The 22122-nt window shown below is 70.0% G+C and carries 22 protein-coding genes and 1 pseudogene; 6 read left to right on the top strand and 17 right to left on the bottom strand.

Annotation, left to right across the window (positions count from 1 at the left end; genetic code table 11):
* Positions 1-4: 4 nt before the first annotated feature.
* The 16 genes from ABT170_RS37230 to ABT170_RS37155 form a co-directional block, all read right to left on the bottom strand.
* Positions 5-1204 (bottom strand): hypothetical protein, encoded by a 1200-nt coding sequence (locus tag ABT170_RS37230; protein ID WP_351875073.1) that lies wholly within the window; start codon positions 1202-1204, stop codon positions 5-7.
* Positions 1205-1357: 153 nt separating this feature from the next.
* Positions 1358-2176: a Scr1 family TA system antitoxin-like transcriptional regulator gene (locus ABT170_RS37225; RefSeq protein WP_351875070.1), complete on the bottom strand. Its 819-nt coding sequence runs from the start codon at positions 2174-2176 to the stop codon at positions 1358-1360.
* Positions 2177-2459: 283 nt separating this feature from the next.
* Positions 2460-3437 carry a hypothetical protein gene (locus ABT170_RS37220; RefSeq protein ID WP_351875067.1) on the bottom strand — a complete coding sequence of 326 codons (978 nt, stop codon included), beginning with the start codon at positions 3435-3437 and terminating at the stop codon, positions 2460-2462.
* Complete coding sequence (locus ABT170_RS37215) at positions 3434-4507, bottom strand: helix-turn-helix domain-containing protein (RefSeq protein WP_351875064.1); 1074 nt, start codon at positions 4505-4507, stop codon at positions 3434-3436. The genes ABT170_RS37220 and ABT170_RS37215 overlap by 4 nt, the downstream gene beginning before the upstream one ends.
* The gene (locus ABT170_RS37210) at positions 4504-5235 is read right to left on the bottom strand and encodes a hypothetical protein (RefSeq protein ID WP_351875061.1); all 732 of its coding nucleotides are present in this window, start codon (positions 5233-5235) and stop codon (positions 4504-4506) included. Before ABT170_RS37210 ends, ABT170_RS37215 begins: the two co-directional genes overlap by 4 nt.
* Before the next feature lie 94 nt (positions 5236-5329).
* Entirely contained in the window at positions 5330-6226 is an 897-nt protein-coding gene (locus ABT170_RS37205; protein ID WP_351875058.1) for a Scr1 family TA system antitoxin-like transcriptional regulator, read from the bottom strand.
* Positions 6223-7263, bottom strand: a complete 1041-nt coding sequence (locus tag ABT170_RS37200) for a Scr1 family TA system antitoxin-like transcriptional regulator (RefSeq protein ID WP_351875055.1) — start codon at positions 7261-7263, stop codon at positions 6223-6225. The genes ABT170_RS37205 and ABT170_RS37200 overlap by 4 nt, the downstream gene beginning before the upstream one ends.
* 195 nt (positions 7264-7458) lie before the next feature.
* A complete protein-coding gene (locus tag ABT170_RS37195) occupies positions 7459-8310 on the bottom strand; it encodes an SAM-dependent methyltransferase (RefSeq protein ID WP_351875100.1) in 852 nt (283 codons plus the stop codon).
* A gap of 150 nt (positions 8311-8460) precedes the next feature.
* Positions 8461-9258 (bottom strand): helix-turn-helix domain-containing protein, encoded by a 798-nt coding sequence (locus tag ABT170_RS37190; RefSeq protein ID WP_351875052.1) that lies wholly within the window; start codon positions 9256-9258, stop codon positions 8461-8463.
* A complete protein-coding gene (locus tag ABT170_RS37185) occupies positions 9255-9707 on the bottom strand; it encodes a GntR family transcriptional regulator (RefSeq protein ID WP_351875049.1) in 453 nt (150 codons plus the stop codon). Before ABT170_RS37185 ends, ABT170_RS37190 begins: the two co-directional genes overlap by 4 nt.
* A gap of 131 nt (positions 9708-9838) precedes the next feature.
* Entirely contained in the window at positions 9839-11128 is a 1290-nt protein-coding gene (locus tag ABT170_RS37180; protein WP_351875046.1) for an acyl-CoA dehydrogenase family protein, read from the bottom strand.
* Positions 11129-11181: 53 nt separating this feature from the next.
* A complete protein-coding gene (locus ABT170_RS37175) occupies positions 11182-11730 on the bottom strand; it encodes a GAF domain-containing protein (RefSeq protein ID WP_351875043.1) in 549 nt (182 codons plus the stop codon).
* Positions 11727-12344: a GTP-binding protein gene (locus ABT170_RS37170; protein WP_351875040.1), complete on the bottom strand. Its 618-nt coding sequence runs from the start codon at positions 12342-12344 to the stop codon at positions 11727-11729. The genes ABT170_RS37175 and ABT170_RS37170 overlap by 4 nt, the downstream gene beginning before the upstream one ends.
* Entirely contained in the window at positions 12334-12714 is a 381-nt protein-coding gene (locus ABT170_RS37165) for a DUF742 domain-containing protein (RefSeq protein ID WP_351875037.1), read from the bottom strand. Before ABT170_RS37165 ends, ABT170_RS37170 begins: the two co-directional genes overlap by 11 nt.
* A gap of 1 nt (position 12715) precedes the next feature.
* Positions 12716-13219 carry a roadblock/LC7 domain-containing protein gene (locus ABT170_RS37160; protein WP_351875034.1) on the bottom strand — a complete coding sequence of 168 codons (504 nt, stop codon included), beginning with the start codon at positions 13217-13219 and terminating at the stop codon, positions 12716-12718.
* Positions 13220-13283: 64 nt separating this feature from the next.
* The gene (locus ABT170_RS37155; RefSeq protein ID WP_351875031.1) at positions 13284-14735 is read right to left on the bottom strand and encodes an ATP-binding protein; all 1452 of its coding nucleotides are present in this window, start codon (positions 14733-14735) and stop codon (positions 13284-13286) included.
* A gap of 205 nt (positions 14736-14940) precedes the next feature.
* Here ABT170_RS37155 and ABT170_RS37150 point away from each other — a divergent pair.
* Both ABT170_RS37150 and ABT170_RS37145 read left to right on the top strand, forming a co-directional pair.
* Positions 14941-15387 (top strand): annotated as a pseudogene (locus tag ABT170_RS37150) (NsdA family TPR-like regulatory protein); the annotation flags it as partial.
* A 144-nt stretch (positions 15388-15531) separates the two neighbouring features.
* On the top strand, positions 15532-15954 hold the full coding sequence (locus tag ABT170_RS37145) for a TrmO family methyltransferase domain-containing protein (RefSeq protein WP_351875097.1): 423 nt from the start codon (positions 15532-15534) through the stop codon (positions 15952-15954).
* Positions 15955-16811: 857 nt separating this feature from the next.
* Here the strand turns inward: ABT170_RS37145 and ABT170_RS37140 are convergent.
* Positions 16812-17585: a TauD/TfdA family dioxygenase gene (locus ABT170_RS37140; protein WP_351875025.1), complete on the bottom strand. Its 774-nt coding sequence runs from the start codon at positions 17583-17585 to the stop codon at positions 16812-16814.
* A gap of 177 nt (positions 17586-17762) precedes the next feature.
* On the opposite strand from ABT170_RS37140, the gene ABT170_RS37135 reads away from it, so the two are divergent.
* From ABT170_RS37135 to ABT170_RS37120, 4 genes are all read left to right on the top strand, one after another.
* Positions 17763-18203: an NUDIX hydrolase gene (locus tag ABT170_RS37135; protein ID WP_351875022.1), complete on the top strand. Its 441-nt coding sequence runs from the start codon at positions 17763-17765 to the stop codon at positions 18201-18203.
* Positions 18204-18347: 144 nt separating this feature from the next.
* Entirely contained in the window at positions 18348-19391 is a 1044-nt protein-coding gene (locus ABT170_RS37130) for a hypothetical protein (protein WP_502970625.1), read from the top strand.
* Between the two features lie 373 nt (positions 19392-19764).
* Positions 19765-21258: a helix-turn-helix domain-containing protein gene (locus ABT170_RS37125; protein WP_351875016.1), complete on the top strand. Its 1494-nt coding sequence runs from the start codon at positions 19765-19767 to the stop codon at positions 21256-21258.
* Positions 21255-21956 carry an HAD family hydrolase gene (locus tag ABT170_RS37120; RefSeq protein ID WP_351875013.1) on the top strand — a complete coding sequence of 234 codons (702 nt, stop codon included), beginning with the start codon at positions 21255-21257 and terminating at the stop codon, positions 21954-21956. The genes ABT170_RS37125 and ABT170_RS37120 overlap by 4 nt, the downstream gene beginning before the upstream one ends.
* Positions 21957-22122 lie beyond the last annotated feature (166 nt).

Raw genomic sequence — 22122 nt, 5'->3', positions numbered from 1 at the left:
GTTCTCACCATGGCCTCCGGTGGGCCGGCTGGGATGTTCTCAGAGCGATGCCAAGGCCGGCCACAGCGACCGATGTGACTGCGAACGACCAGAGCCTGTGTTCGGGGTCTGCGGGTGAGGGCATGGCCGTGCAGGCCAGGACCCAGGCGGCGCAGGACTGGAGGCGTGTATCCAGGTGGTCCTGGTAACGGATCTGGTTGTGGGCGGACATGAGGAGACGTCGCAGGACCTCGCCCTGGCGCTCCTCCTGAACCGACATGGCTGCCGCAGGAAGAACATCGCCGTCCCGGTAACGCCTTACGGCGTTCTGCTGCGTTCTACGGATCACCGCCAGGCTGTGTTCCGCGCCCGTCTCGCGTGGCGGGGGCAGCCTGCCGAGCAGTTCGGCATCCGCCAACGGCCAGCAGCCGGCGGTGTGCGTGCTGCTCGCCAACGGGAGCACGGTGTATCGGTTCTGGGCAAGATGTACGAGGCTGCGGCCGGTGAGCAGGCCGAGGGCGTCGTGGACCGTGCCGGTGTCGACGAGGAGAAGATCGCGCAGTTTCGTGCGGGAGAGAACAGTTTCCGGCGGGTACGCGCCTGCGGTGATGACCCGTGCCAGAAGGTCAGCGGCCCGCTCGGTGAGGTGACCGGCCGGCCGGGTGTCCCGCGCGTACCAGAAGCCCGTGTCCGACCGGGCGACGATGTTCTCGGCCGAGAGATCCTCCAGGGCGAGCTTCACATCGGACCGGCTGCATCCTGCGTCACCGGCGAGCCGTTGAAGGACAAGCAGACGGCCGGGGAAGTAGGAGTAGGCCGTGATCCGCGCCCGGATGGCGGCAGCGATGGCGGGGATACCCGGCCAGGGCGGTTGGGTGTCCAACAGTGCGCCGAGCAGTGCGTGGCCGCGTGCGGCGAGGACGGGTAACGCTGCGGGGTCGCCGCACGCGGCGGCGGACTGGTCCTCCGCGACACCATGGAGCAGGGACGCCCACCGGGCGGTGTCGGCCGGTGACCCCGCGGCGTGGGTGAGCCGTTCGCGCGCCAGCGCGACTGCAGGGTCCAGTACGACCCCGAGCGTGGCGCAGCGGTCCTGCATCTCGGCGGGGGTGAGCAGTGTTTCCGGCGCGATGGTTGCCGCGGTTGCCATCCCGCGCCGGGCGGCCAGGAGTTGCTTCGGCGGGTAGCTTCCGGCCTCGGAGGGGGCGGTGTGGTCGGTGGTCATGAGGGCGTCGCATTCAGAGAGGTGCAGGTGTTCGGGGCGGATGAAGGCGGTGAGGCCACGAGTCATGGCCGGGCGGGCTTCAGCCCTGGCGTGGGACGGTTGCCGCGGCGATGACGGAGCCCAGGACCAGGAGGATGTACAGGACTCTCAGCATCAGGACTCACTCTGTGCCGCGGCGGCCCGCTGGTAGTGGTCGAGGGCGCATGCCAGGCGGCGGTCCGTGTCGGTCCCGGTCACGGTGGGCCCGGCAAGGCTGCGGGGCAGTTGGCGTGCCCCGGGCCGCAGGTAGTCGGGGGCGTGCCACCGGTCGATGAGGAGAGTCCCGCCGGGCAGGGCAAGCTCGGCCATCGCCCCCGGAGGGAAGAGACCGGGCAGGACACGGATGTCGACGCCCTGAGCCCTGAGGCGTTGCAGGTGGGCGATCTGCCGGGCCATGACCCCCGCGCTGTCGCTCGCGCGGGTGATGACGCTCTCGTCGAGCGCGTACATCGCCTCTGCCGGTCCGGGCAGGGGGTAGCCGGGCAGAGCGGCCGGCGGTTGGTGCATCGCCCGGGCGTACTCGGCGGTCTGGAGCTGCGGCTGCACCTCCCACGTGGTCACCATGTACAGCCGGGTCGCCTGGCGGCAGACCGCGGCGAGGCGCTGTCCGTGTCCGGGCAGGGTGTCGGACACGGGCCCAGGCAGCAACTCGGCCGTCCCCAACGGCCGTTCGCTGCCGGTGGGCAGCGGGGGAAGGACGGCCGCCATCTTCTGCAGAGCGGGGGCATCCTCCGGCGTCCGGTAGAGGAGGCACAGGCGGGTGATGTCGCGGGCGCCGATCGCACGGTGGCCCGTCTCGATCGCGAACAGCGTCTCCGTGAGCACGCCGAGCAGGGCGGCCGACTCCTCGGGCAGGACGAGGCGCCGCTCGCGGGCATCACGCAGGACCGCGCCCACGACCAGGGCGGCCGGATGAGGCTGGCGCTCTGTCATAGCCGGACTCCTCGGACGCTGCGTCGGGCCGTCTGTGAGAGCCCGCCGCGCACGGCGGCCAGTCCGGCGATCTGGTCCGGGTCTCCTTCGGCGAAGGTGGTGGTCATACGAGGTCCGGTTTCCGTGAGGGGAGGGAACAGCGGAGATGGGCTGCCTGCCCGGGTGCGGGAGATGCCCGCGTGGCGGCAGCGTGTCCTGGAGGGGATGGGCACCGGCCCGCGTGAGGGCGGGTGTCGATGTGCGAGCAGCAAGGCTCCGGCCACGAGCCGGATGGCGGACGGGGTCATCGGACAGCTCCTGTTCGGCGGCCGGGGTGGGGAATCGCGGGCAGTTCGTCGCCCGGCTGCAGCAGGCCGGTGCCGAAGGCCCACGCGATCAGGTAGCAGTCGCTCCACGCCGCCTCCTGCCTCAGGGCAAGAAGATGGGCGGTCACGGCGCGCACCGGCTGCCCGAGCTGTTCCCCGATGCGCCGTGCGAGGTCGGTGTCCTCGCAGTCCAGGCGCATGCTCATCCATACGGCGAGCTGTTCCCGGCTGAGCTGCGGGGGACGGGGAGGCATGCGCGGTGCGGGGAGCGCCTCGTGGACGTAGACCGCGTAGAGGAGAGCGCGCGGTGACGTCGAGGACACACCCAGCCCGGCCCGGCAATGGGCGAGTTGCTCCTCTACTTGTGCGGGGTCCATGTCCATGTGTTTGCCGAGCAGTTCGGGCGGGGTGCCTCCGGCCAGCCCGCACAGGATGCCGGTCTGGGTGCGGTTGGGCAGCCAGCGCGGGCGCAGGAGACGGGGCGCCGCCGCGGGCGGGTGCGCCCGTTCCCGGCCGGTGAGCACTCCGGCGGTGAACGCGGCACCGAGCAGCGAGCAGTCGGAGCGGCAGGTGGAGGCCCGCAGGTGGTCCAGGGCGGCCACGAGCGCGTCGACGGGCAGTGATTCAGCGGCGGCCATCCCGGCCAGCAGCCCGGGCATGCCCGAGGCGGGGACATTGAACCGTACGGCTCCCCAGGCGAGCCGCGTCACCGGATCATCCGTTGCCAGCGGGGGCAGGGGCCAGGGCGGCGGTGTCACCTGCCCGCTCGCGAGCGCCCGGAACAGCAGCGGGCGCACCCCCGACACGCCCGCCCGGTTCTTCGCGCGGTCGAGGATGTCCGTCGCGGCGAACTTCGGGATCCCGAGCGCGGCCGCGGCCTCGGTGACGGTGTCGCTGAGGAGCAGGCGGGTCAGCACGGCACACTCCTGCTCGGTGAGCTGCGCCGCGGCGGTCATGTCCGCCTCCCGGACGACAGCAGATTCGTGCCCGCCGCCGCTACCGGCGCGAGGTCGGACAGGGAGAGCGCGTGGTCCCCGCCGACCGCGTACAGCAGCTCCCGCGCGTCCCAGAACCGGGCCGCCGGGGCGACGGCCCAGTACCGCCCGTCCCTCCTGCCCCCGGCCGGCGGGAGCCGGTAGACGTACCCGCCACGGACGAGACGGGCACCGGTGCCCTTCCACCGGCCCTGCACCGCGTCGGGCCGCAGGAACAGCACCGCGCACTGCCCCTGGACGTCCCCCAGGACGGGCCCCCACCGCTCTTCGGGCACGCTGCGCAGGACCGTGCGGCAGACGCCCGGGACGAGGTGCACGGCCTGGGCGTGCTTGTTGGTGACGCATGTCCCCGAGGAGTCGGTGAGGTGGTGCAGCCCGTCCCGGACCGGGTCAGCGGCGGGGTGCGGCAACAGCCCCAGCGGGTCGTCGGCGCCGGTGGCTGCCGCCGGGAAGTTTGTCGCGGTACGGATCGGGTCCTGCCACCGCGGGGCCGCCTTCCGCGCCGGGGGGAGGGCCGGCCGGGGCGGGGCCGGAAGGTAGCCGTAGCCGAATCCACGATGGACGGCCTCGGCCCAGTTGGGCGACAGGCATCCTCGCAGTTTCCTCAGCAGCAGGTCGACGGCTTCGGCAGGGAGCCCCACCTCATCAGCGATGTGCGGGACCAGTTCATGGTCCTCGACGTCGGCACCCAGAAGCCGCCACACGTCCACCAGGTGCGGCTCATCCTTCGGCCTTGCCCGCGACCGGACCGGCACCACCGGCACCGCGCGTACCTTCTGCGTGTACGCGGCACACAGCAGAGAGCGCACGGACGTGGACCGCACGCCCAGTTTCCGCCGCAGACGCACGATGTGCCGGCCCACGGACGCTTCGGTGGCCTGGAGTTCCACTGCCACGCCGCGGCGGGTCATCCCCTTCGCGAGCAGCTCCAGTACCAGCTCCTCACGGGAAGTCAGCCGCACCGGGTCGGGGGGCCGTCCGCCGCCGCGGGCGGCGGGAGGGCCGGCAGCGGGCCGGACGTGCCCGATCACCGGGCCTCCCCCGCAGTGGTGACGGCATGGCCCGGCCCGGAGAAGGGACAGACCCTGTCCAGCGCGTCCGGGCCGCTGCGCAGCTCGGCGACCTCGTCCGGATCGGCGACCCGGTAGGCGAGGATCTGCCGTACGAGGCTGTGTGCCACGGCGCAGTCCCAGGCCGCGCGCGCGGACTCGTCCGCGTCGTCGGCCGGCAGGGGCAGGAACCGCGGTCCCAGTCCCCGGCTGCTCAGCGCGGGCGGCGGGTTCACTGTCGCCATCACCCCCACGACCGGGGCCTCGCTCACCCACAGCAGCTGCCGGCCGTGCTTGAGCACGGGACAGCGCGGAATGTGGTCGTGCACGCAGTCGGCACAGACCGGCGGGCTCTCCGTAAGCAGACCGGACGGGATGACCGGCCTGCCGCCCTGAGTGACGGGCAGGACCCACAGCCACGCGTCCGATTCCGGATCCGTCGTCGACGGCCTGCCGCAGCCCTGGCACAGCAGACCGCTCATGCACGCGAACTGACGATGGGGGCTGATGTCCGCCGCTCTCACCGGCCCCGTGGCGGTGCCGACGGTGCGCAGCACCAGGACACCCTGGCCACTCACGTCGTCGAGCCAGACATCCGGGCGGCCACTCACGTTGTCGGGCCGGCCATCCGGGTAGGCGATCCACCCGTCACGCAGGGCGAACGGCCCCGTGTAGAGGGATTCGTCCCCGTGCAGGGCGATGTGGGGCACGTGAGGGTCTTCGGTGCGGGGTGCGGGCAGCCCGTCCGGGGAAGGCACCGCCGTCGGCGGCTGGTATGGCTGGACCACGTTCATTCCGTTCGTGTCATGACGTCGCTGTCGATGCTGCGGATCCGTGTCCGGGCGGATGCCGTGCTCTCTCCGCCGCGGTGTGTGCCGCCCGGGCCAGCAGCGCGTAGGAGTCGGGACCCGACTCGGCCTTCTCGACGGCCTGCGTCAGGAGTTCGCCCTGCCGGGATTCGCCGTGCAGCCCACTGGTGTAGGACACGCCCCAGTCCTCATGGACGTACAGGCGCCTTCCGCTGGGCAGGAGCCGCTCGCTGAGACTGTTGCTGCACTTCCAGGCCGCGAAATCGGCGTCGGGAGCAAGGACGCGCAGATCGGCCCGGTGCTCATCGACGGCCCGCATCAGCGCCCGGAGCTGCTCGGCGAACACGGCGTGCCCGCCGTGGGGCCGACGAAGAATCGTGTAGTCGAGCACGACGGTGCCCATCGGCACGCCGGCGGAGTCCGGGCGCGGGATGGTGGGTGCGGGCTCCTCGGCGAGGCGCCACTCCCGCAGGGGCCGCACGGCCTGTGCGTAGCGCGGTGTGCACAGCGGCGGCGGAGGGAGCCGGAAGTGGAACGACCGTCCCGGAATCGTCTGGTGCTCCACCGCCGCGAGCCGGTCGTACCATCCGGGAAGATCGTCGAGCGCCGTGGGGTCCTGCGCCGCGACGAGAGCCTTCGCCGCCTCGAACACGGGCGAACCGCCCGCGGGCACCTGGTACTGCTCGCGGAGCATCCGTTCGGTCTTCGCCCAGTTCGGCAGGACCGTGCCGCGCTCGATCCACCTCAGGACGGGCACGGACATGCCGTACCGGCCGGACACGTCCTGCAGACACAGCCCGGCCCTCTCGCGCAGGCATCGCAGGTACAGGCCGAGGACGTCCTGCCCCGGCCACGGTACGGCCGCACCGGTGCCCGGCCATGGGCCGGTCATGCCGCGCTCCCGCCGGAGTGCCGCAGCAGGAACCCGGTGCGGGCCTCGGCCAGCCGGCCGTGGCTTTCGACCGGCTTGAGCGCCACTGTCCCCATGGCCTGCAGCTGGGCCGCCAGCCTCGCACCGTCCAGGGTGTCCGAGGAGTGGTAGGTCACCGCAGACGTGTCCTCCACCCCGTACACCACGCCCTGGAGCGCCATGATCTCGTGCACCACACCCGGGATCTGTCCCGCAGCAGTGCGCGGGACGATGCGGATGTCGGCCCAGCCGTCCTCGACGAGATCCCACAGATGGGAGAACTGGCGGGCAATCACGTCGGGCCGGCCATGGGGGTCGTGCGTCAGTACGTCCTCGCCCAGGAACGTCACCGGCACGGTGCGCCGCTCCCGGCGCGCTCTCTCCCACGCCTTCCTCCACGGGGCAGCGATGTACCGGCCGCCCCCGGACGCGGCGTCCAGGGCGACCAGCTCGTCCGTGCGGAGCGGCAGAGGGAGGCTGCGGGGGTGCGAACTGCGGGAGAGGGCACCGCATTCCAGGGCGGACAGCCGGCCCCCCTGCCCGGCCGCACTGTCAACGGCACGGCCCGGGGAGAACAGCAGCTCCCGGCGCTCCTCGTCCGTGACGGCCGGAGCCCTGTAACTCGCAAGAAGCTCGGAGAGCACGCCGAAGGCGGCCCCCACGGAAGGCTTACCTGCCTCCAGGGCCTCGACATCGGCCGGCCGGCACCCGGCGAGCCGCGCCGCGTCCTGAACGGTCCGGCCGAGCAGGACCCGCAGTTCGTGCAGATGCACCCCGACGATCAGGGCCCCGGGGGCCGCACCCGATGTGCGGCGAAGGGAGTCGCTCAGCAGGAGCTGGGCCGAGTCGAAGGGCCGGCCGGGCAGCCGCTCGGAGCCGAGGCCGCCCGTATGCCCGGCCGTCGGCGCGGCAGGGCCGGAGGAGCCGGCGAAGACACGGCCGGCGGCCTGGGGCGTGGTCCCGGCGGTGGGCACGCGCGGCGCGGGTGCCTGACCCGCCTTCGGTAAGGGATTGCGCATTTCTATCCATTTCGGGTGCGCTGTGCGCAGATTGAAGTGAGGAGCGCTGCGGAAGTCCTGGTGCGCCCGGCCCGTGGGCGCGTCGGCGTGGCGACCGGCCGGGTCAGCGGCGGGAGGGCATCTCCGCCGCCGTTGCGGGGCGGGCGCCGCGGCACATCGCGTGGATGTCGTCCGGGGCGGGGGAGGGCTGAGTGCTCACGTGCCCGTCCTCAGCTGTGCCGGTCCCGTAGCGGCGGCCTCTTGTTTGACGGCAATACCGGCCAATGCGCCGGAGTGCCATTCCGGATGGCGGATGTAGGCCCCTTGCTCGTGCCACCGACCGGTGGCTGACAGCCCCTGCCCCTGCTGGACGAAGTCGCCGAACAGATACGAGATCTCGTCATGGGAACGGGCGCGAATGCGCAAACCGTGGCTGCCGTAGGCGCCCTCAACGCCGGCCATCGTGGCGCGGTCGTGCCAGAAATCGGTGAGGTGAGTGATGGACAGAGTGCTGCGGGCCGGCATCCACTCGCGGAGGATGGCCATCGCCCGGTACACAGCCGGGTCATCCGGGCACCACGGCAGCACGTCGTGCGCGAGCACCGCGACCGGCGCGCTCAAGTCGAACGCCCCGCGCACGGCCTCGCAGGTCAGGAGTTGGTCCATAGCCGTGAGATCGGCATGGACGACGGTGACCCCGTCTTCGTCCAGCTCCGTTCTCGCGTGCCCGTACACCCCGGGATCACTGTCCACGTAGACAACCGGATCGCCGGTCTGAGCCGTCTTGGTGATCTCGTGCAGGTAGACCCGCCCGGGGTAGCCGCAGCCCAGGTCGAGGACCTGACGCACCCCACGAGCGAGGGACCACCTGAGCGACCGGTGAGCGAAATCAAGGTTGATCAGAGCAGCCTTCTTGATCCACTCCGCCCTCTGGCAGACGGCGTAGGCGGCCCTGCGGTCGGCTTCGTAGAATTCGGAGCCGCCGAGCATGTACTCAGTCATACGGGCCGATGTGGCGGTGCGGTAAAAGTCACTGCTGGACCCGTCTCGGCGTCCCAGGATGCTCACGGAGGTCACGCGGCGGCCCCCTTCGCGGTCAGGCGGGCCGCGCCGCGGCCGGGAGACTCGGAGGCGGGGCAGGCGGGTTGGTGATGGCACATGCTGATCCCTCGTGCGGCAGGACAAGTTGCGGTGGGCAGGGTGAGGACGGTGATCCCGTCAGGCGGGTCGGCTCCGGTAGGGCGGCGGATGCCTGAGCTGGCCGAGATGGAGGTCCTGCCGGGGCCGGGGCAGTGCCTCCGGCCGTCCCCAACTCACCCGGAACGGGCCGCCCGCGCGCTCGGGAGGCGTGACGCGGAGCGGGGTGTAGCCCTCACGGCAGGAGAGGAACCGTGCGGCGGCAGCGGCTTCGGCCTCGGTGTCCACGTCGAGGTACCGGCCGGGGTGGAACCGCCGGGCCGGCAGCGCCAGCCCGTGGCCGCTGGCCAGCGGCACGATCACGTGGCCCCCGAACTCCGGCTCGGCCGGCCGCTGGGCGCGCATCCGCGCCACGTCGGAGGCGAACGCGGTGGAGCCGAGCACCTGGCGCTCCCAGGCCCGGCGGACCAGGGCGGGAAGCGTCGCGGCACCCAGTGCCGCCTGGGCCTTCCGCGAGAGATAGGCGGCCTGGGACGGGGTCAGCCCGCCTTCCTGGGCGATCTTCCCCCTCGTGCCGTCCGCGGCGACCATCCGGACCACATAGTCCTGCTCGGCCTTCAGCACGATGGGCTGGAGGGGATCGGGGGCCGGCAGGGCGCCGAGGGTGTAGGCACGGTCGACGAGCTGCGGCCGGGTCGCGGCCTCCAGCCCGAGGTACGCAATGATGCGGTGGACCCGGTACTGGACATGCTGGGTGCTGGCCAGCCCGAGCAGGTCGGCGGTCTCCTGGGCCCCGTGGCCCTCGGCGAGCAGCGCGAGGACGCGCCGCTCCAGGTCCGGCAGGAGCGTCCGGGACGATGCGGTGCGCGACGCGCTCACGAAGCCCTCTCCATGGTGGTGACGACCGCATGGCCGCTGGCACGGATTTCCACCAGTCCTCGCGCGGCCAGGTCCGCGAGCGCCAGGTCGACGTGCCCCTCGGGCACCCGGAGTTCCTTCGCCAGCGCGGGCCGGCGGATACGGGTGCCCGGAGTCAGCTCGTCACGGCGGATCCGCCGTTCGATTCCGGCGGCCACCGAGACGACGGACGGGCAGGGCGGCAGTGTCTGCAGGAGTGCCACCAGCATGTCCTTGGCCTGGCCCACCAGCACGCACATATGGGTGTAGTCAGGGTTGACGGAGCGTTCGGGCGGCGTCAGAGCCGTGATCCATGCCACCCAGCGCGCCCGGTCCGCACCGGAGTCGGTGAGGTCATGCCGGGAACGTGCCAGGTTGAGCCACGGCCCGCTCGTCGCGTAGACGGCGTTGCAGATTCTCTCGATGGCCATCGGTACCCGTGCACGCCGGAGGGGCAGCCTCTGGAGCACGCCGAGGTCCTGCTTCAGCAACGCCTCTGTCTGCGCGACATCCGGATCCGGGGCCGCCGGCCTGCGGATCGGAAAGGGGAGAAGGGACACGGTCACTCCGAGGGTGAGGGGCGGTGGGCGAGGAAGCCGGCGTCCGTGTCCGGGCGCCGTCGGCGCGCGTCCTCCCGGACCGCACCGGATGTGTCCCGCTGCGCGGGCAGGTGGGTGAGGTGTGCGAGACGGCGCGACCACTGAGGGCCCCCGGTGCCCAGCGCCGCCTGCGCCAGGCGCAGGACCTGGATGTCACCGGTTCCGGCGGGCGGGTACAGGCACAGGGCGTCGCGCATGAAACGTCCCAGCGGGTGGTCCTGCTCCAGGCAGGCCGCACCGTGGATCTCCATGGCCGTCCGGGCGGCGTCGATGGCGGAGGAGACGTTGACGAGCTTGGAGTTCATCAGCATGCCGTCGTCGCCCCGGCCCTCGTCCAGCAGACGTACCGCGTCGTGGGCGAGGAGCTCGGCCGTCAGGAGTCCGGCGTGCATGAGCCCGATCTTGTCCCGGACAGTGGCCAGGCTGGAGAGCGGCCGGCCGTAGCGCTGACGTTCGGCGGCGAACCGGACGGTCGTGGACACGATTTCCCGGTGCAGCCCGAGCGCGACCGCGGCCAGGTTGGGCCGCCCGTACAGGATGCTGGAGGACTGGGCGATGTCATGGCCGTCGCCTTCTTCGCCGATGCGGTTGGCCTCCGGTATCCGGCAGTTGTCGAGGGTGATCTCGCCGAAGCTGAAGCCGTGCAGGCCGAACGCCGGGCGGTGCGGGGTGAGGGTGAGGCCGGGCCGGTCGGCTTCGACGAGGAAGGCCGTCAGGCCGCGGTCGCCTTCTCCCGTCCGGACGACGACGCCGTGGACCCCGGCCACGTGGCTGTTGCCGACATAGACCTTGCGGCCGTCGAGGACGTATCCGGACCGTCCGTACCGCCGGCCGGTGGAGGCGATGGCGAGGATGTGGCTGCCGGCGCCTTGTTCGGTCACCGCGATGGTGGGCAGGCAGGACCCGGCAGCGACCTGCGGCAGCCAGGTCTCCTTCTGACGGGCGCTGCCGAAATGGATGATCTTCGCGGCGCCGAGCATGGATGCCTGCAGAGCGGCGCCCATCGCTCCGCTGACCCGTGAGATCTCGGAGATGATGACGGTCTTGGCGAGGTGCCCGGCACCCATGCCGCCGTACTCGGGGGAGATCGTGGCACCGAGCCACCCCTGCCGGGCGAGGAGCCCGGTGAGGTCACGCTCCACGGACGCGGCACTCTCCATTGCCGTGACGCGAGGGGCGACCTCAAGGGCCGCGAATGCGCGGACGGTGTCCCGCAGGAGCTCGTGCTCCGGCGTCAAGTGTGTGCTGGACATTCTTTCCCCTTTCCTCATGGCGGTCACAGACGGTCGGCGGCTCTCGCGGCCGCTCAGGGCGACAGACGGGGCCGCCGGAGAATGCTGTTCATCAGCGCGTCGCGGTGGGCCGTGATGAGGGCGTACAGGGCATCGCCCTCGGAGCGGTCGCGGGGTTCCGGAGAGATGAAGCACACCGTGCCCAGCGTCGTTCCGCTTTCGGGGTCGAGGAGCGGGGCGCCCACGTAGGTACGGATTCCGAGCTTGTCGACGACCGGATTGCTCGCGAAGTGGGCCGAGGCCATCACATCCGGCAGCGTCAGCGGCATGGTGCGATGGAGAACGTCGGGGCACCAGCCGTGGTCCAGCGCCATCGTCCGCTCCGACACGCGGTGGTACTGCGGGTCGGAAGTGCTGTAGAGACCGGCGAAGTACTGCTGCCCCGTAATGAAGTTGACCATCGCGTAGGGAGCGCCGGCGGCCTGCGCGAGTGCCGCCGCGAACCGGTCGAACTCCTCGTCGGGGCGTGTGCCGATTCCGAGCTCGCGCAGCCGCGCGCGCCTGCGTTCGAGGTCCGTGTCCACCAGGGGCAGACGGAGCCCCGACCTCCTGTCGAACCTCATGTGCGATCTCCTCGCTCTCTCCGGAAGGCAGTGGGCGGGCCGGACCTGTGATGTGCCAGCGCGTGACCGACCAGCGTCTTGAGGACGTCGGCGACGGACCGGCGGTCCCGGGCGTCGCAGAGCAGGACCGGCACTGAACCGTCGAGCCCCAGGGCGTCGCCGACTTCCTGCGGTGTGTAGCGGAAGGGGGCGTCCGCGAACTCGTTCACGGCAACGACGAACGGCACACCGTGCCTGTCGAAGTGGTCGAGCGCGGCGTAGCTGTCGGCGAGACGCCGGGTGTCGGCCAGGACGACAGCGCCGCTCGTGCCCACCGTCAGGTCGTCCCAGAGGAACCAGAACCTCTCCTGCCCGGGCGTGCCGAAGAGCATAAGGATCATCTGGGGCGAGCGCAGGGTGATCCTGCCGACGTCGAACGCCACCGTGGTCGTCGTCTTCGCCGCCACGCCCTCCAGGCTGTCCGTCCCGTTGCTGATGACGGTGAGCCGCTCCTCCGCCATGAGCGGGGAGAACTCGCTCACCGCCCCGACCATGGTCGTCTTCCCCGCTCCGAAACCGCCCGCGATCATCAGCTTGATCACCGGCGGGGCCGCAGCGGCCGGTTCAGGACGCATCGGCGAAGTAGGTATGCAGGCCGACAAGGCAGCGCTCCAGCAAATGGTCGTGGTCTCCGGCGGCCCCTGCGGCGGGCAGGGCCAGATGTCCGGAGTCGATGAGGTCGGACAGGATGATCTTCGTGATGTGGACGGGCCTGGCGAGGAGACCGGCGATCTCCGCCACGGGCCGCACCTCCTCGCGGCACAGCCGGAGCGCCTCCGATGCTTCGGGCGCCATGTTCCAGCCGTCCGAGCGCGTGTCCGTCGCCGTCAGCAGAGTCTCCAGACGCAGCGGGTACTTCGGCTCGGTCCGTCCGCCGGTCAGTGCGTAGAGCCGTTCCCGTTCCGGTTCGGCCTGGGCCCATGGCGGGATCCGAGGAGGTTCCATCTCACTGCTCCCCTCCGGTGGGGGCTTCGCTCCCGCGCACGGGGGTTCTCAGATGACCTGCCACGCTGGTGATCAGCTTGGCCATCTCATGGCCGACCAGCGCCGCATCCGCCCCCTCCGTGGCGAGCACGCCCACGAGGGTGCTCACGGTCGCCGGCTGAAACGGAACGGCCGGCGGAACGTCCTCCGTGTCGCGAGTGCTCATCACGAAGAAGTAGGCCTGGGAGAACTGCACGACCACCTGCTGCAACGGGCCGGGATCGCCGGTGTACAGCTTCCCGGCTCCCTTGCCGAGGGAGAACACCCCTGTCATGATCGCGCACAGCTTGTCGGCGGCAGCATCATCCTCGACGCCGGCCCGGGCGACCTCCAGCCCGTCACTTGAGGCGAGCAGCGCACCCTCGACACCAGGTACGCGGCGCAGGAACTCCTCCAGCAGCCAGCTCAGGTCACGGGGCAAAGCGGCGGCCGTCACCGGCTGCTGCGGAACGTCTGTGTAGGTCATCAGTGCTCCTGGATCGTGCCGCGGCAACACGGCCGGGCGGTTGAGGGGGGATGGGGCGCAGCGTTCAGGTCGTCCGGTCACCCGGAACGACGGGGTCGTCGAACCCGGAGCGCGCTCCCTCGGCGAAGGTGGCCATGAGCCCGGGATCGACCCCGGACTTCCCGGACGTGTTCCCGGTGGCGCGGCGCGGCGTCGGGGCCGGGGCCGGGGCCTGCGGAGCGTGTCCCTGCCGTCGGGGCAGGGCCGGTTTGCCTGCCGGGACGGCCCCGGCAACGGGGAGAGGAGTGGCGGGCCGGGCGGCAGCGGTTCCGGGGACGGCCGGGTGGTGGAAGGCCACGGCCACGGCCGCGTCATGCGACGGGTCAGCTATGCGGCGCACGGGGGCGGTTCCGGTCCGTGCCGCCTTTGCCGGTGCGGAGACGGTCAGCGGCACCGGGGTGACGAGGAGCTCGCCGGGCAGGACGACACGTACGGTATTGCCGCCGAGCGAGTTCGGCAGAAGTTCCACCGTGACGCCGAAACGCTTCGCGATATGCCCCACGACAAGCAGCCCCAGTCGGCCGTCCTTCAGCCTCTGCCCCAGATCCGCGGCCTCGGGAGCTGAAAGGACCTGGTTCCACTCGCTGCGGACCCTTTCAGCCATGGGAAGTCCGCGGTCCTCGACATCGATGACCAGCCCTGCGGGTACCTCGGAGGCCCTCATCATGACCAGGGTCTCCGGAGGTGAGAACCGGGTGGCGTTCTCCAGCAGCTCGGCCAGGAGGTGGATGATCTCGGCCGCGGCGAATCCCGGCACGGCCAGGTCCCGCGACGGGAAGGCGGACTTGACCCGGCTGTAGAGCTCGATCTCCGCGCCCGCTTGCCGCAGCACGGTCGGAACACTCACCGGCTTCTGAATGGTCCGAGAGGGCTGACCGCCCAGCACCGACAGGGACTGCGACTGCCGGCGCATCAGGATGACGAGGTGTTCGAGATCGAAGTATCCGTGCAGCGCGCCGGGATTCCCCTCGTCATCCACCAGATCAGCGATCGTGGTCAGAGCCCGGTTCTGCAGTGACTGCAGACGCCGTGCGATGTAGACCAGAGCTGCGATCTGGAGCTGGGACTGGGAAGCCGACCGCTGGGCCTGCGCCGCCGATCCCAGAGCGTTCCGTGCATCCCTGAACGCCTCCTGCAGGATGACGACCGTCTGCTGACCGCGGTCCGCGGCCGCGGTGAGCCGGCCGTCGGACCGAGCCGCAGACCGGTCCCCGTCCGGGAAGCTGGCCAGTACCCCGTCGAGTTCCCGGCGCCCGTCGGTGACAACCTGCTCCACCTCACGCAGCAGACCGTCCTGGTTCTTGCGCGCTTCCTCGGCGGCGGCATCGGACTGCTGCCGAAGACCGCGCTCGAACCGTGCGGCACGACGGGCACCCCACGCAGCCGCTCCCGCACTCCCGGCGACTCCGACGGCGACCGCCCAGCCCGCAGGGACTGAGCCGAATGCCTCCGCGCCCCACGCGCCCCCCAGGAACATGCCTGAGACGCAGACCGGAACCACTGACAGCCCACGCGATCCGGCTGAACGGCGGCCGGGAGAAGTGGCACGACGTCGGCGGCCGTGGCCCTTGGCATGTGGACGGAAATGCACGTCAGGCATGGAGTTCCTTGGAAGGAAGTACCGGCAGGCACCGGTCTGAACGATCGGAGAATGAAGGAGAAGGCCGGCCGGGGCGACGGCCTCGGCCCGCGACCCACGGGGGGAGGCGCACGGACCGAAGCGACTCCGCGCGGAGGACGACCTCACCAACAGCAGCGGGGACGAGCCCGAACGGGTGGAATTCTTCGGCCGAGCCGCACTCGCCCACGAAACCGCCCGCACCCTCCGCGTGACCGGCAACCAGCAGTTCAAACGCAGCGTGAAGCTCCGCGAAGCAACCACCTACAGCCGCACCCACGCCGTCACCCTCGGCTACCTCGGCGAGATCCAGGTCCGACGGGGCCATATCGAGGCCGCATGCAGCACCTGGAACCGATCCCTTGATTCCATGGCCGGCGTGCGTTCCGCCCGTGCCCTGGACACCGTGACCACGATCCGCCGGAGCCTTGCCGATCACCGCCTGCGCAACGTCCCGGCAGCATTGGAGCTCGACGCCCGCGCTCAGAAGATGCTGACCCCAGTAGCCTGACGCCCGCAGACTCCCGGCCCACCGGTCCCGGCCCTTGCCGGTCACACCACAGGGGCACCAGGTCCGTTGAACGACGAGGAGACACCGCCCGTGCTCGCCGATCCGATACCCGTTGTCCCGATCGCCACTGTCGTCGGCGGGCACATGACCGTGCACGACGACTACCAGGGCGGCGTCACCTCGATCATCCGATTCAGTCCCGACTACCCGCTGGACGCCCTTCAGCGGCTCGACGACTTCAGCCACCTGATCGTGACGTGGCACTTCCACCTTGCCTCGCCCGACGACGTCGCGTTCCACGCCCGCAGCCCCCGCAACGACCCACGCTGGCCAGCCACCGGAACGCACGCTCACCGCAACCACCGGCGCCCCAACCAGCTCGCTGTCAGCTTCCCCCGGCTTCTCAAGATCCACGGACGCGACCTGCACGTCACCGACCTCGACGCCGTCCACGGGACCCCAGTCATCGACCTCGGACCGTACTTCCAGCAGATGGGCCCCAGGGGCCCGGTCCGCGAGCCCGAATGGCCCGCCGAAATGCTGGAGAAGTACTGGGCGGAGCGGTAGACCCTCCTTCGTCGCAAGTGCCCGTAATCCGCGCGCCGACAGCAGCGCCGCCGACGCACCACCGCGTCCGCGAACTGCCGTCCAGCGGACGGAGAAGCAACGGTCAGACATGAGCATCCTCAAACAAGACGGAGTACAGAGATCAAGGGGAGGGTGAATGACCACCGGGGCCGGAGAAGCAGGCCGCAGCCGACGGGGGACGGCGTACGGACCACATGCATCGGCCCCGGTGGCCAGTCTCAGGAACTACTCAGAGCTCGGGGCCGCAGGCCGGGTTGCCCGCGGCGTAGCGGCACCTGCGCAGGAGCGTGGTGATGTGTGGACAGGGACGGAGGATTCCCGCCGGGGCCAGAGTGAGGTGCTGCCGAACAGCCGCAGGGCGTTGCTGATAATCGGGGCGAGTGCGGGGCCTGCAGGGAGCTGGCAGGGGGTCTCGGACTGGATGTTCCAGGGCGGTGTGTCCCATCGGTGGCCGGTCGAGGGCGGCAGGACCAGCCGTCCACCAGAGCCAGCCTCGACCGACACACCCTCCAGTTCGGAGAGGGGACCACCGGTTCCCGCCTTGACGAGCAGGATCACGTGGTCGTGGTTCTCGATCAGGCACGGCACGGGTCCCACATCGCGTCGCCCGAGCAGGACCATCGTCTCCATGCCGACCGCATGGGGCACCCTGATGGCGTCGAAGGCTGAGCAGGGAGTGCTCAGCTCGGTGTCAGGACGCGCCACCAGGTCGGCGGCGGCCCGATGGGGCGAAACGAACGTCGAACCAGCGATCAGTGGCCATCCCAGGACCCGCGTGTACGCCTCAACGACGGCTGGTGTATCCAGAGTTGTCGGCGGCCACTGCGCCACGGCGTTCACCCGATCTCCCCGCTGCAGTCGGCAATGAAGCCCGGGCCGAGAGTAAACAGCGGCATCCCGAGTGCCCGCACGTGCAGTCGTGTGCCTTCGAAGGCGGCCCGGGCATGGAGATAGCGCTGATTGTCGACGATGTAGCCCTGCCCGGGTGACAGAGCGAAGGCGCGCTGGTGAGCTGTGATGGCGGCCTTCAGATCCGGCAGGAACCGTTCCACCAGCGGGTTGAACTGGGCAAGTTGGTCCTGACGGAACCGGAGGGACACGCGGCTGCCGGGAAGGCGGGTGAAGATCTGTGTCGGGATCCCACCACCGTCGCCGTAGAAAGCGGTTCCGGCCCGGCTCAGGTGTTCCAGGGAATCCGGGGCAACCGCATTCAGGTGCTGGTGGACCGCTTGCCCATCGGTGAGGAGAACCTCACCGCCCGCCGCCGCCGGCGCCAGGCAGACGAGCAGCATGAGCCGTGGCGGCTCAGGGACGCTGGAGCGCTCGGTGTGGGCGGCGAGACCGCCTCTGCCCAGTCCTGCCAACCCCGGACGATGGGCTCGCGACCCGATGTCCCGGATTGTGGTGAGGCCGTCCGGGTCGCTGTCGGGATGCGGCATCAGCGTCATGACACGCAGAGCAAACGCCCGAATGGCTTCCCGTGTCGTCAGTCCACTCACCATGGCCATCCCGCGCTCGCGAATCAGCGCGGGGATCAAGCCGTCCACCGCTCTTTCCCGCTGATGGACGGGGCAGGCTTCTTGCCGGAATGTGCGTGCACGGGTCAGCATCGATGTGCTCCTTCGGGAATCGGACACGGCTCGATCAGAGTCCGGACTGCACCGCCCGGTAAAGCGACAGATTGTCGACCCGGACAATTCGGGGTATCCGCTTCGGGAATGACGACCGGCTGCTACGTTCCGAACAACCGGTCCGCCCGGCCCGCCCTTCGCACCTTTGGATCCTGCATGCCATACCAACCATCGCTGTGGCCGGTCTCGGTCAAGGCTGTCGCCCTGGACCAGCAGGCACGCGTGATTCTCCTGTTCAACGAACGTGGGGAGTGGGAGCTGCCCGGTGGCCGTCTCGAAATCGGCCCACCCTCCGGAACCAGTCCCGCCGACCGCAGCCCCCACCAGGCCGTGGAGCGGGAGCTGAAGGAAGAGACAGGCTGGACGGTCAAGGCCGGAGATGTCCTCGACACCTGGATCTATGAACCGCTGCCCGGCCGCCGGGTGCTGATCGTCACCTACGACTGCACCGTCCTCACGCCGGAAGCGACCCCAGCAGTCAGCCACGAGCACTCCCGCGTCGGCCTTTTCACCGAGCACGAAGTTCCTGGTCTGACCATGCCCGACGGATACAAGCGGTCCATCGCAACCGTCTACGCCGCCCGGGCCATGAGGTAACCGGACATGGCCGAACACGACGCCCACGGCACGCGGAACACGCGGCCCCGGTCCCAGCACGCCACATGGCGCTGGGCCTCCCCGGAGGCTCAAACCGTCCTCGCCACCCGTGACCTCGCAGCCATCCTCCGATTCCATCGACGCGTGCACGGACACAGCCAGTCGGAGACAGGCGCGCTCATCGGCTACGACAAGACCTACGTCTCCGCGATTGAACTCGGGAAGCGCCGACTCACCGACACCGCCGTACTGCGACACATCGCCGACAGGCTCTCCCTGCCGCCGCACGTCCTGGGGATTACTGATCTCGCAGACACCGATTTCCGGGCCATGCTCCAGTTCGGACAGTCCACCGTGCGCCTCGCCGAGATCGCCCGACAAGCCGGACACGCTTCGCAGGCCGTCGCCGAACTGTGGCCGCTCGTCGCCCGGCTGGAAGCCCGCGCACGAGACGGACACGCCGAACGCGAGGCACTTCGCCTGCTGGCCGACGCCCGGCTGGGACTCGGCACAGCCCTCGGAAACGTCCTTCCCGAGGAACGCCTCGCCACTGCCGCGCACTGGACCGCCAAGAGTCTCAACGTCGTGGCCCACTTCGACGACCCCGCCCTGACGACCACCGCACTGCGCATGCACGGAAACGAACTGCGCAAGGCCGGGCTCGTCGGCGCTGCCGTCAACCGCCTCGTACGGGCTGCGAATCTCGCCCCCAGCCGTGCGAGCCGCGCAGCCGTCCTCCCGCTCCTCGCCCGGGCCGCCGGCGCCCTCGGGAACGCCCCGCTCTTCGACAACACCGTCCGCGAAGCCAAGACGCTGCTCGACCAGGTCGACCACACCAGCCTCGTCAACCCCGTAGCGCTGTACGAGATCGAACTCCGAGGCCTGATCGGCACCGGCCGAGCACGTGCGGCCATAGAACGCGCCGAGCGAACGCCGCCCACGCCGACCACGGCCGTCGCCCCTCAGTGGCATGTCATCCAGCTCATCACCATTGGCAAGGTCCGCCTTCTCGGCGGAGACACCCGAGGGGCAGCAGAGCTGCTCACCAGGGCGGTGACCGAGGCGAGGGCCCAACGGCTTCCACACCAGCTGCAACGCATCATCAGAACCGGCGGCCAGGGTCTGACCGAGGTCAATGACACGGCCTCGCGGACTCTGTCGCAGCTCCGGACCGAGATGGCCGCATAGTTCTCGCATACCTTGAAGCGTGTCTTCTGTAACGGCCCCGAACGCAAGTGGCACACCGCCGGAGTGCCTCGGCTGGCACAGGATCACCTCGGGAACAATCAGCTCCGGCAGAAGCGCTCGCCCGGCACCGAGATTCCCGGAACACAGGACGGGCCCGAAGCGCGATGGCGTGCGCCGAGCAGAGACCCGATACGAGATGTGTGCGGTCACGGTGCCCCCTACGGACTGAGTCCTCCCGAACGAACGTGGGACGAGTCTGAGGGGTTGGCGAGTCCCGCCGGTATCGCCGTAGCGATATCGCCGTAGCGATATCGCGTTCGCGTTAGGCTTAGATCAGGGGCAGTTGGGCGATGGCGAGGCGACGGGTGCCGATATGACGATGCCGAACCGGCAGTGCGGCAAATGCGGGAGCCGACTGAGTCAGTACAACTCCGAGGCACTGTGCGCCGCTTGCACGCGGCTGGGAGAAGCCCCTCAGGTAGCCGACAGGGCCTGGCGTGACGAACGGGTGCTGCGGGCTCTCTCAGCCTGGGAATTCGGAGAGGTGCTGGGTCTGCTGCGGCGGCGCTCCGGGCTGTCGCAGATGGATGTGTGTCTGTTGACGGGCCTGACCCAGTCATACGTTTCCGATCTGGAGCGTGGACGCAAGCAACTCACCGGACGGGACGCGATCATCGACGTCCTAACCGGCCTCGCTCTGCCGGCTGACCTCCGCGCCCGGCTCCTGGACCCGCTCGGCGGGCCAGCGTTTTACACTCAAATGGGAGAGCTTGCCCCAGACTTGCCGTGGACTGCGGATCGTATGGTGCTTTCAATCGAAGTGGCCATCGGAGGTGCCATGAAGCGTCGCAGTGTGCTGGCCGCCCTGGGAGGGGCCGGACTCACCCACTATGTTTTGCAGTCAGCGATCGCCCCGGCGGAGGCCATGGCCTCCGTCTCGGCCGACGGCATCAAGGTGACCCCGCACCTGATCGAGTCTCTCCAGGCCACTACCAACGCGCTGCGGGAAATCGACGCCAGTAGTGGCAGCGGCTCCCTTGCCGCCACTGCCACCACCCATCTGAAGACGCTGCTCAACCTGTTGAGGAACGGAACCTACACCGATGCAATCAGCCGACGGCTTGCCGCCGTCACCGCAGACACCGCGATGCAGGCCGGCTGGTACACCTTCGACAGCGGCGCTCACGGAGACGCTCACGGCCTCTTCCTCGGCGCTCTGAGGGCCGCGCACGCCTCCGGCGACACCCGGCTTCGCGCCGGAGCTCTGGCCTACCTCGCCATCCACGGCTACTCCGTCGGTGACCCCCGCGACGCGGTCACCGCCGCGCGAACTGCCCGCCAGGTGATCAACAACCAGGACTCGCCCGCCCTCCACGCGATGCTGCTGACCAGGCAAGCCCGGGGCCACGCGCGGCTGCACGAAGACCGGCACGCCCTGGCCGCTCTGGACGAAGCATGGGAGCTGTGCGGGCGCGGCCCCGGCGAAAACGATCCGCACTGGCTGTACTGGATTAACGAGGGTGAGATCCTCGGCCAGCGGGGCAGTTGCTACCTCGACCTCGGCCGCCCGGCCGAAGCCGCTGCCGCATTCGCCGACGCACGGGAGGTACTCAGTCGTGACGAGACCCGTACCCGCGCGCAGTTCCTGTCGAGGGCCGCGACTGCGCAAATGCGGGCGGGCGACGCCGAGGCCGGATGCGCGACCGGCCAGGAAGTTCTGACGCTCGCCGGGCGGGTCCGCTCCGCCCGGCTCGATGAACAGCTGCAGTCCATGCTGAGCGAAGTTCGTCATTTCGGCGACAGTGCCATCGCGCGCGATCTCCTCGACCAGGGCCGGACCGTGCTGCGGGAGCGGACCGCTGCGTGAAGACTCTCGTGCTCTGGGACATCGACCGAACCCTGCTGTACGTGGGGGATACCGACCGGCTCGTCTACCGTGAGGTCTTCCAAGACGTCGTCGGCCGGCCCGCGCAGAGACTGCCGGAGAAGGGCACTGGCGTGACGATGCCAGTGGCAGTACGCGAACTTCTCCTCGTCAACGACACCCCCGCCCACGACATACCCCGCTTGACCCAGCAGATCGTGGAGCGGCTCCCGCACCAGCTGGAACTCCACCGCGAGGAACTGACAGCGGAGGGCACACTGCTGCCCGGCGCAGTTGACGCGCTTACCGCCGTGCAGCAAGCTCCCCGTCTCATCTCCTCCGTCGTCACCGGCAACCTAAAGGCCAGCGCGGAAATCAAGCTGGCAGCCTTCGGCCTCAGCGAACTGACCGACACCGAGATCGGCGGCTTCGCCTCCGACGACTCGTACCGCCCCGCCCTCGTCAGGCTCGCCCAGCAGCGCGCCGAGGCGGCCCACGGCCAAGTGTTCGCCCGCGAGAGCACCGTCATCATCGGGGACTCCCTCCAGGATGTCCGTACCGGACGCGAAGGCGGAGCCAGGGTCATTGCCGTTGCCTCAGGCACCACCATGGCTTCCGCCCTTGCGGACGCGGGCGCCGATCACGTCATCCCAGACCTGACCGACCCCGACCATCTCCTCACCCTGATCACCGGGGCCTGAGCCCCAGGCCTCGACCTCACCCGTTGCATACGCAGGGCTACAAACGATACTTCTGATCCACGCAAGGACCAGAAGGACAGAAGGACGGGCTGTGACACCCGTGCGCCAGTGCCGCACATGCTCATGCAGAATCAGTAGATACAACACGGACGATTACTGTGCACCG

Source organism: Streptomyces sp. NPDC001787, from assembly GCF_040297465.1.
Classification (GTDB): Bacteria; Actinomycetota; Actinomycetes; order Streptomycetales; family Streptomycetaceae; genus Streptomyces.
This window is presented reverse-complemented; position numbering and strand designations above follow the sequence as displayed.

Bases quoted from the DNA above. Each gene is read 5' to 3' on its own strand.
- ABT170_RS37230 (WP_351875073.1), bottom strand. From the start codon at position 1,204: ATGACCACCGACCACACCGCCCCCTCCGAGGCCGGAAGCTACCCGCCG.
- ABT170_RS37225 (WP_351875070.1), bottom strand. From the start codon at position 2,176: ATGACAGAGCGCCAGCCTCATCCGGCCGCCCTGGTCGTGGGCGCGGTC.
- ABT170_RS37220 (WP_351875067.1), bottom strand. From the start codon at position 3,437: ATGACCGCCGCGGCGCAGCTCACCGAGCAGGAGTGTGCCGTGCTGACC.
- ABT170_RS37205 (WP_351875058.1), bottom strand. From the start codon at position 6,226: ATGACCGGCCCATGGCCGGGCACCGGTGCGGCCGTACCGTGGCCGGGG.
- ABT170_RS37200 (WP_351875055.1), bottom strand. From the start codon at position 7,263: ATGCGCAATCCCTTACCGAAGGCGGGTCAGGCACCCGCGCCGCGCGTG.
- ABT170_RS37185 (WP_351875049.1), bottom strand. From the start codon at position 9,707: ATGGCCATCGAGAGAATCTGCAACGCCGTCTACGCGACGAGCGGGCCG.
- ABT170_RS37180 (WP_351875046.1), bottom strand. From the start codon at position 11,128: ATGTCCAGCACACACTTGACGCCGGAGCACGAGCTCCTGCGGGACACC.
- ABT170_RS37175 (WP_351875043.1), bottom strand. From the start codon at position 11,730: ATGAGGTTCGACAGGAGGTCGGGGCTCCGTCTGCCCCTGGTGGACACG.
- ABT170_RS37170 (WP_351875040.1), bottom strand. From the start codon at position 12,344: ATGCGTCCTGAACCGGCCGCTGCGGCCCCGCCGGTGATCAAGCTGATG.
- ABT170_RS37165 (WP_351875037.1), bottom strand. From the start codon at position 12,714: ATGGAACCTCCTCGGATCCCGCCATGGGCCCAGGCCGAACCGGAACGG.
- ABT170_RS37160 (WP_351875034.1), bottom strand. From the start codon at position 13,219: ATGACCTACACAGACGTTCCGCAGCAGCCGGTGACGGCCGCCGCTTTG.
- ABT170_RS37155 (WP_351875031.1), bottom strand. From the start codon at position 14,735: ATGTTCCTGGGGGGCGCGTGGGGCGCGGAGGCATTCGGCTCAGTCCCT.
- ABT170_RS37145 (WP_351875097.1), top strand. From the start codon at position 15,532: ATGACCGTGCACGACGACTACCAGGGCGGCGTCACCTCGATCATCCGA.
- ABT170_RS37140 (WP_351875025.1), bottom strand. From the start codon at position 17,585: ATGCTGACCCGTGCACGCACATTCCGGCAAGAAGCCTGCCCCGTCCAT.
- ABT170_RS37135 (WP_351875022.1), top strand. From the start codon at position 17,763: ATGCCATACCAACCATCGCTGTGGCCGGTCTCGGTCAAGGCTGTCGCC.
- ABT170_RS37125 (WP_351875016.1), top strand. From the start codon at position 19,765: ATGACGATGCCGAACCGGCAGTGCGGCAAATGCGGGAGCCGACTGAGT.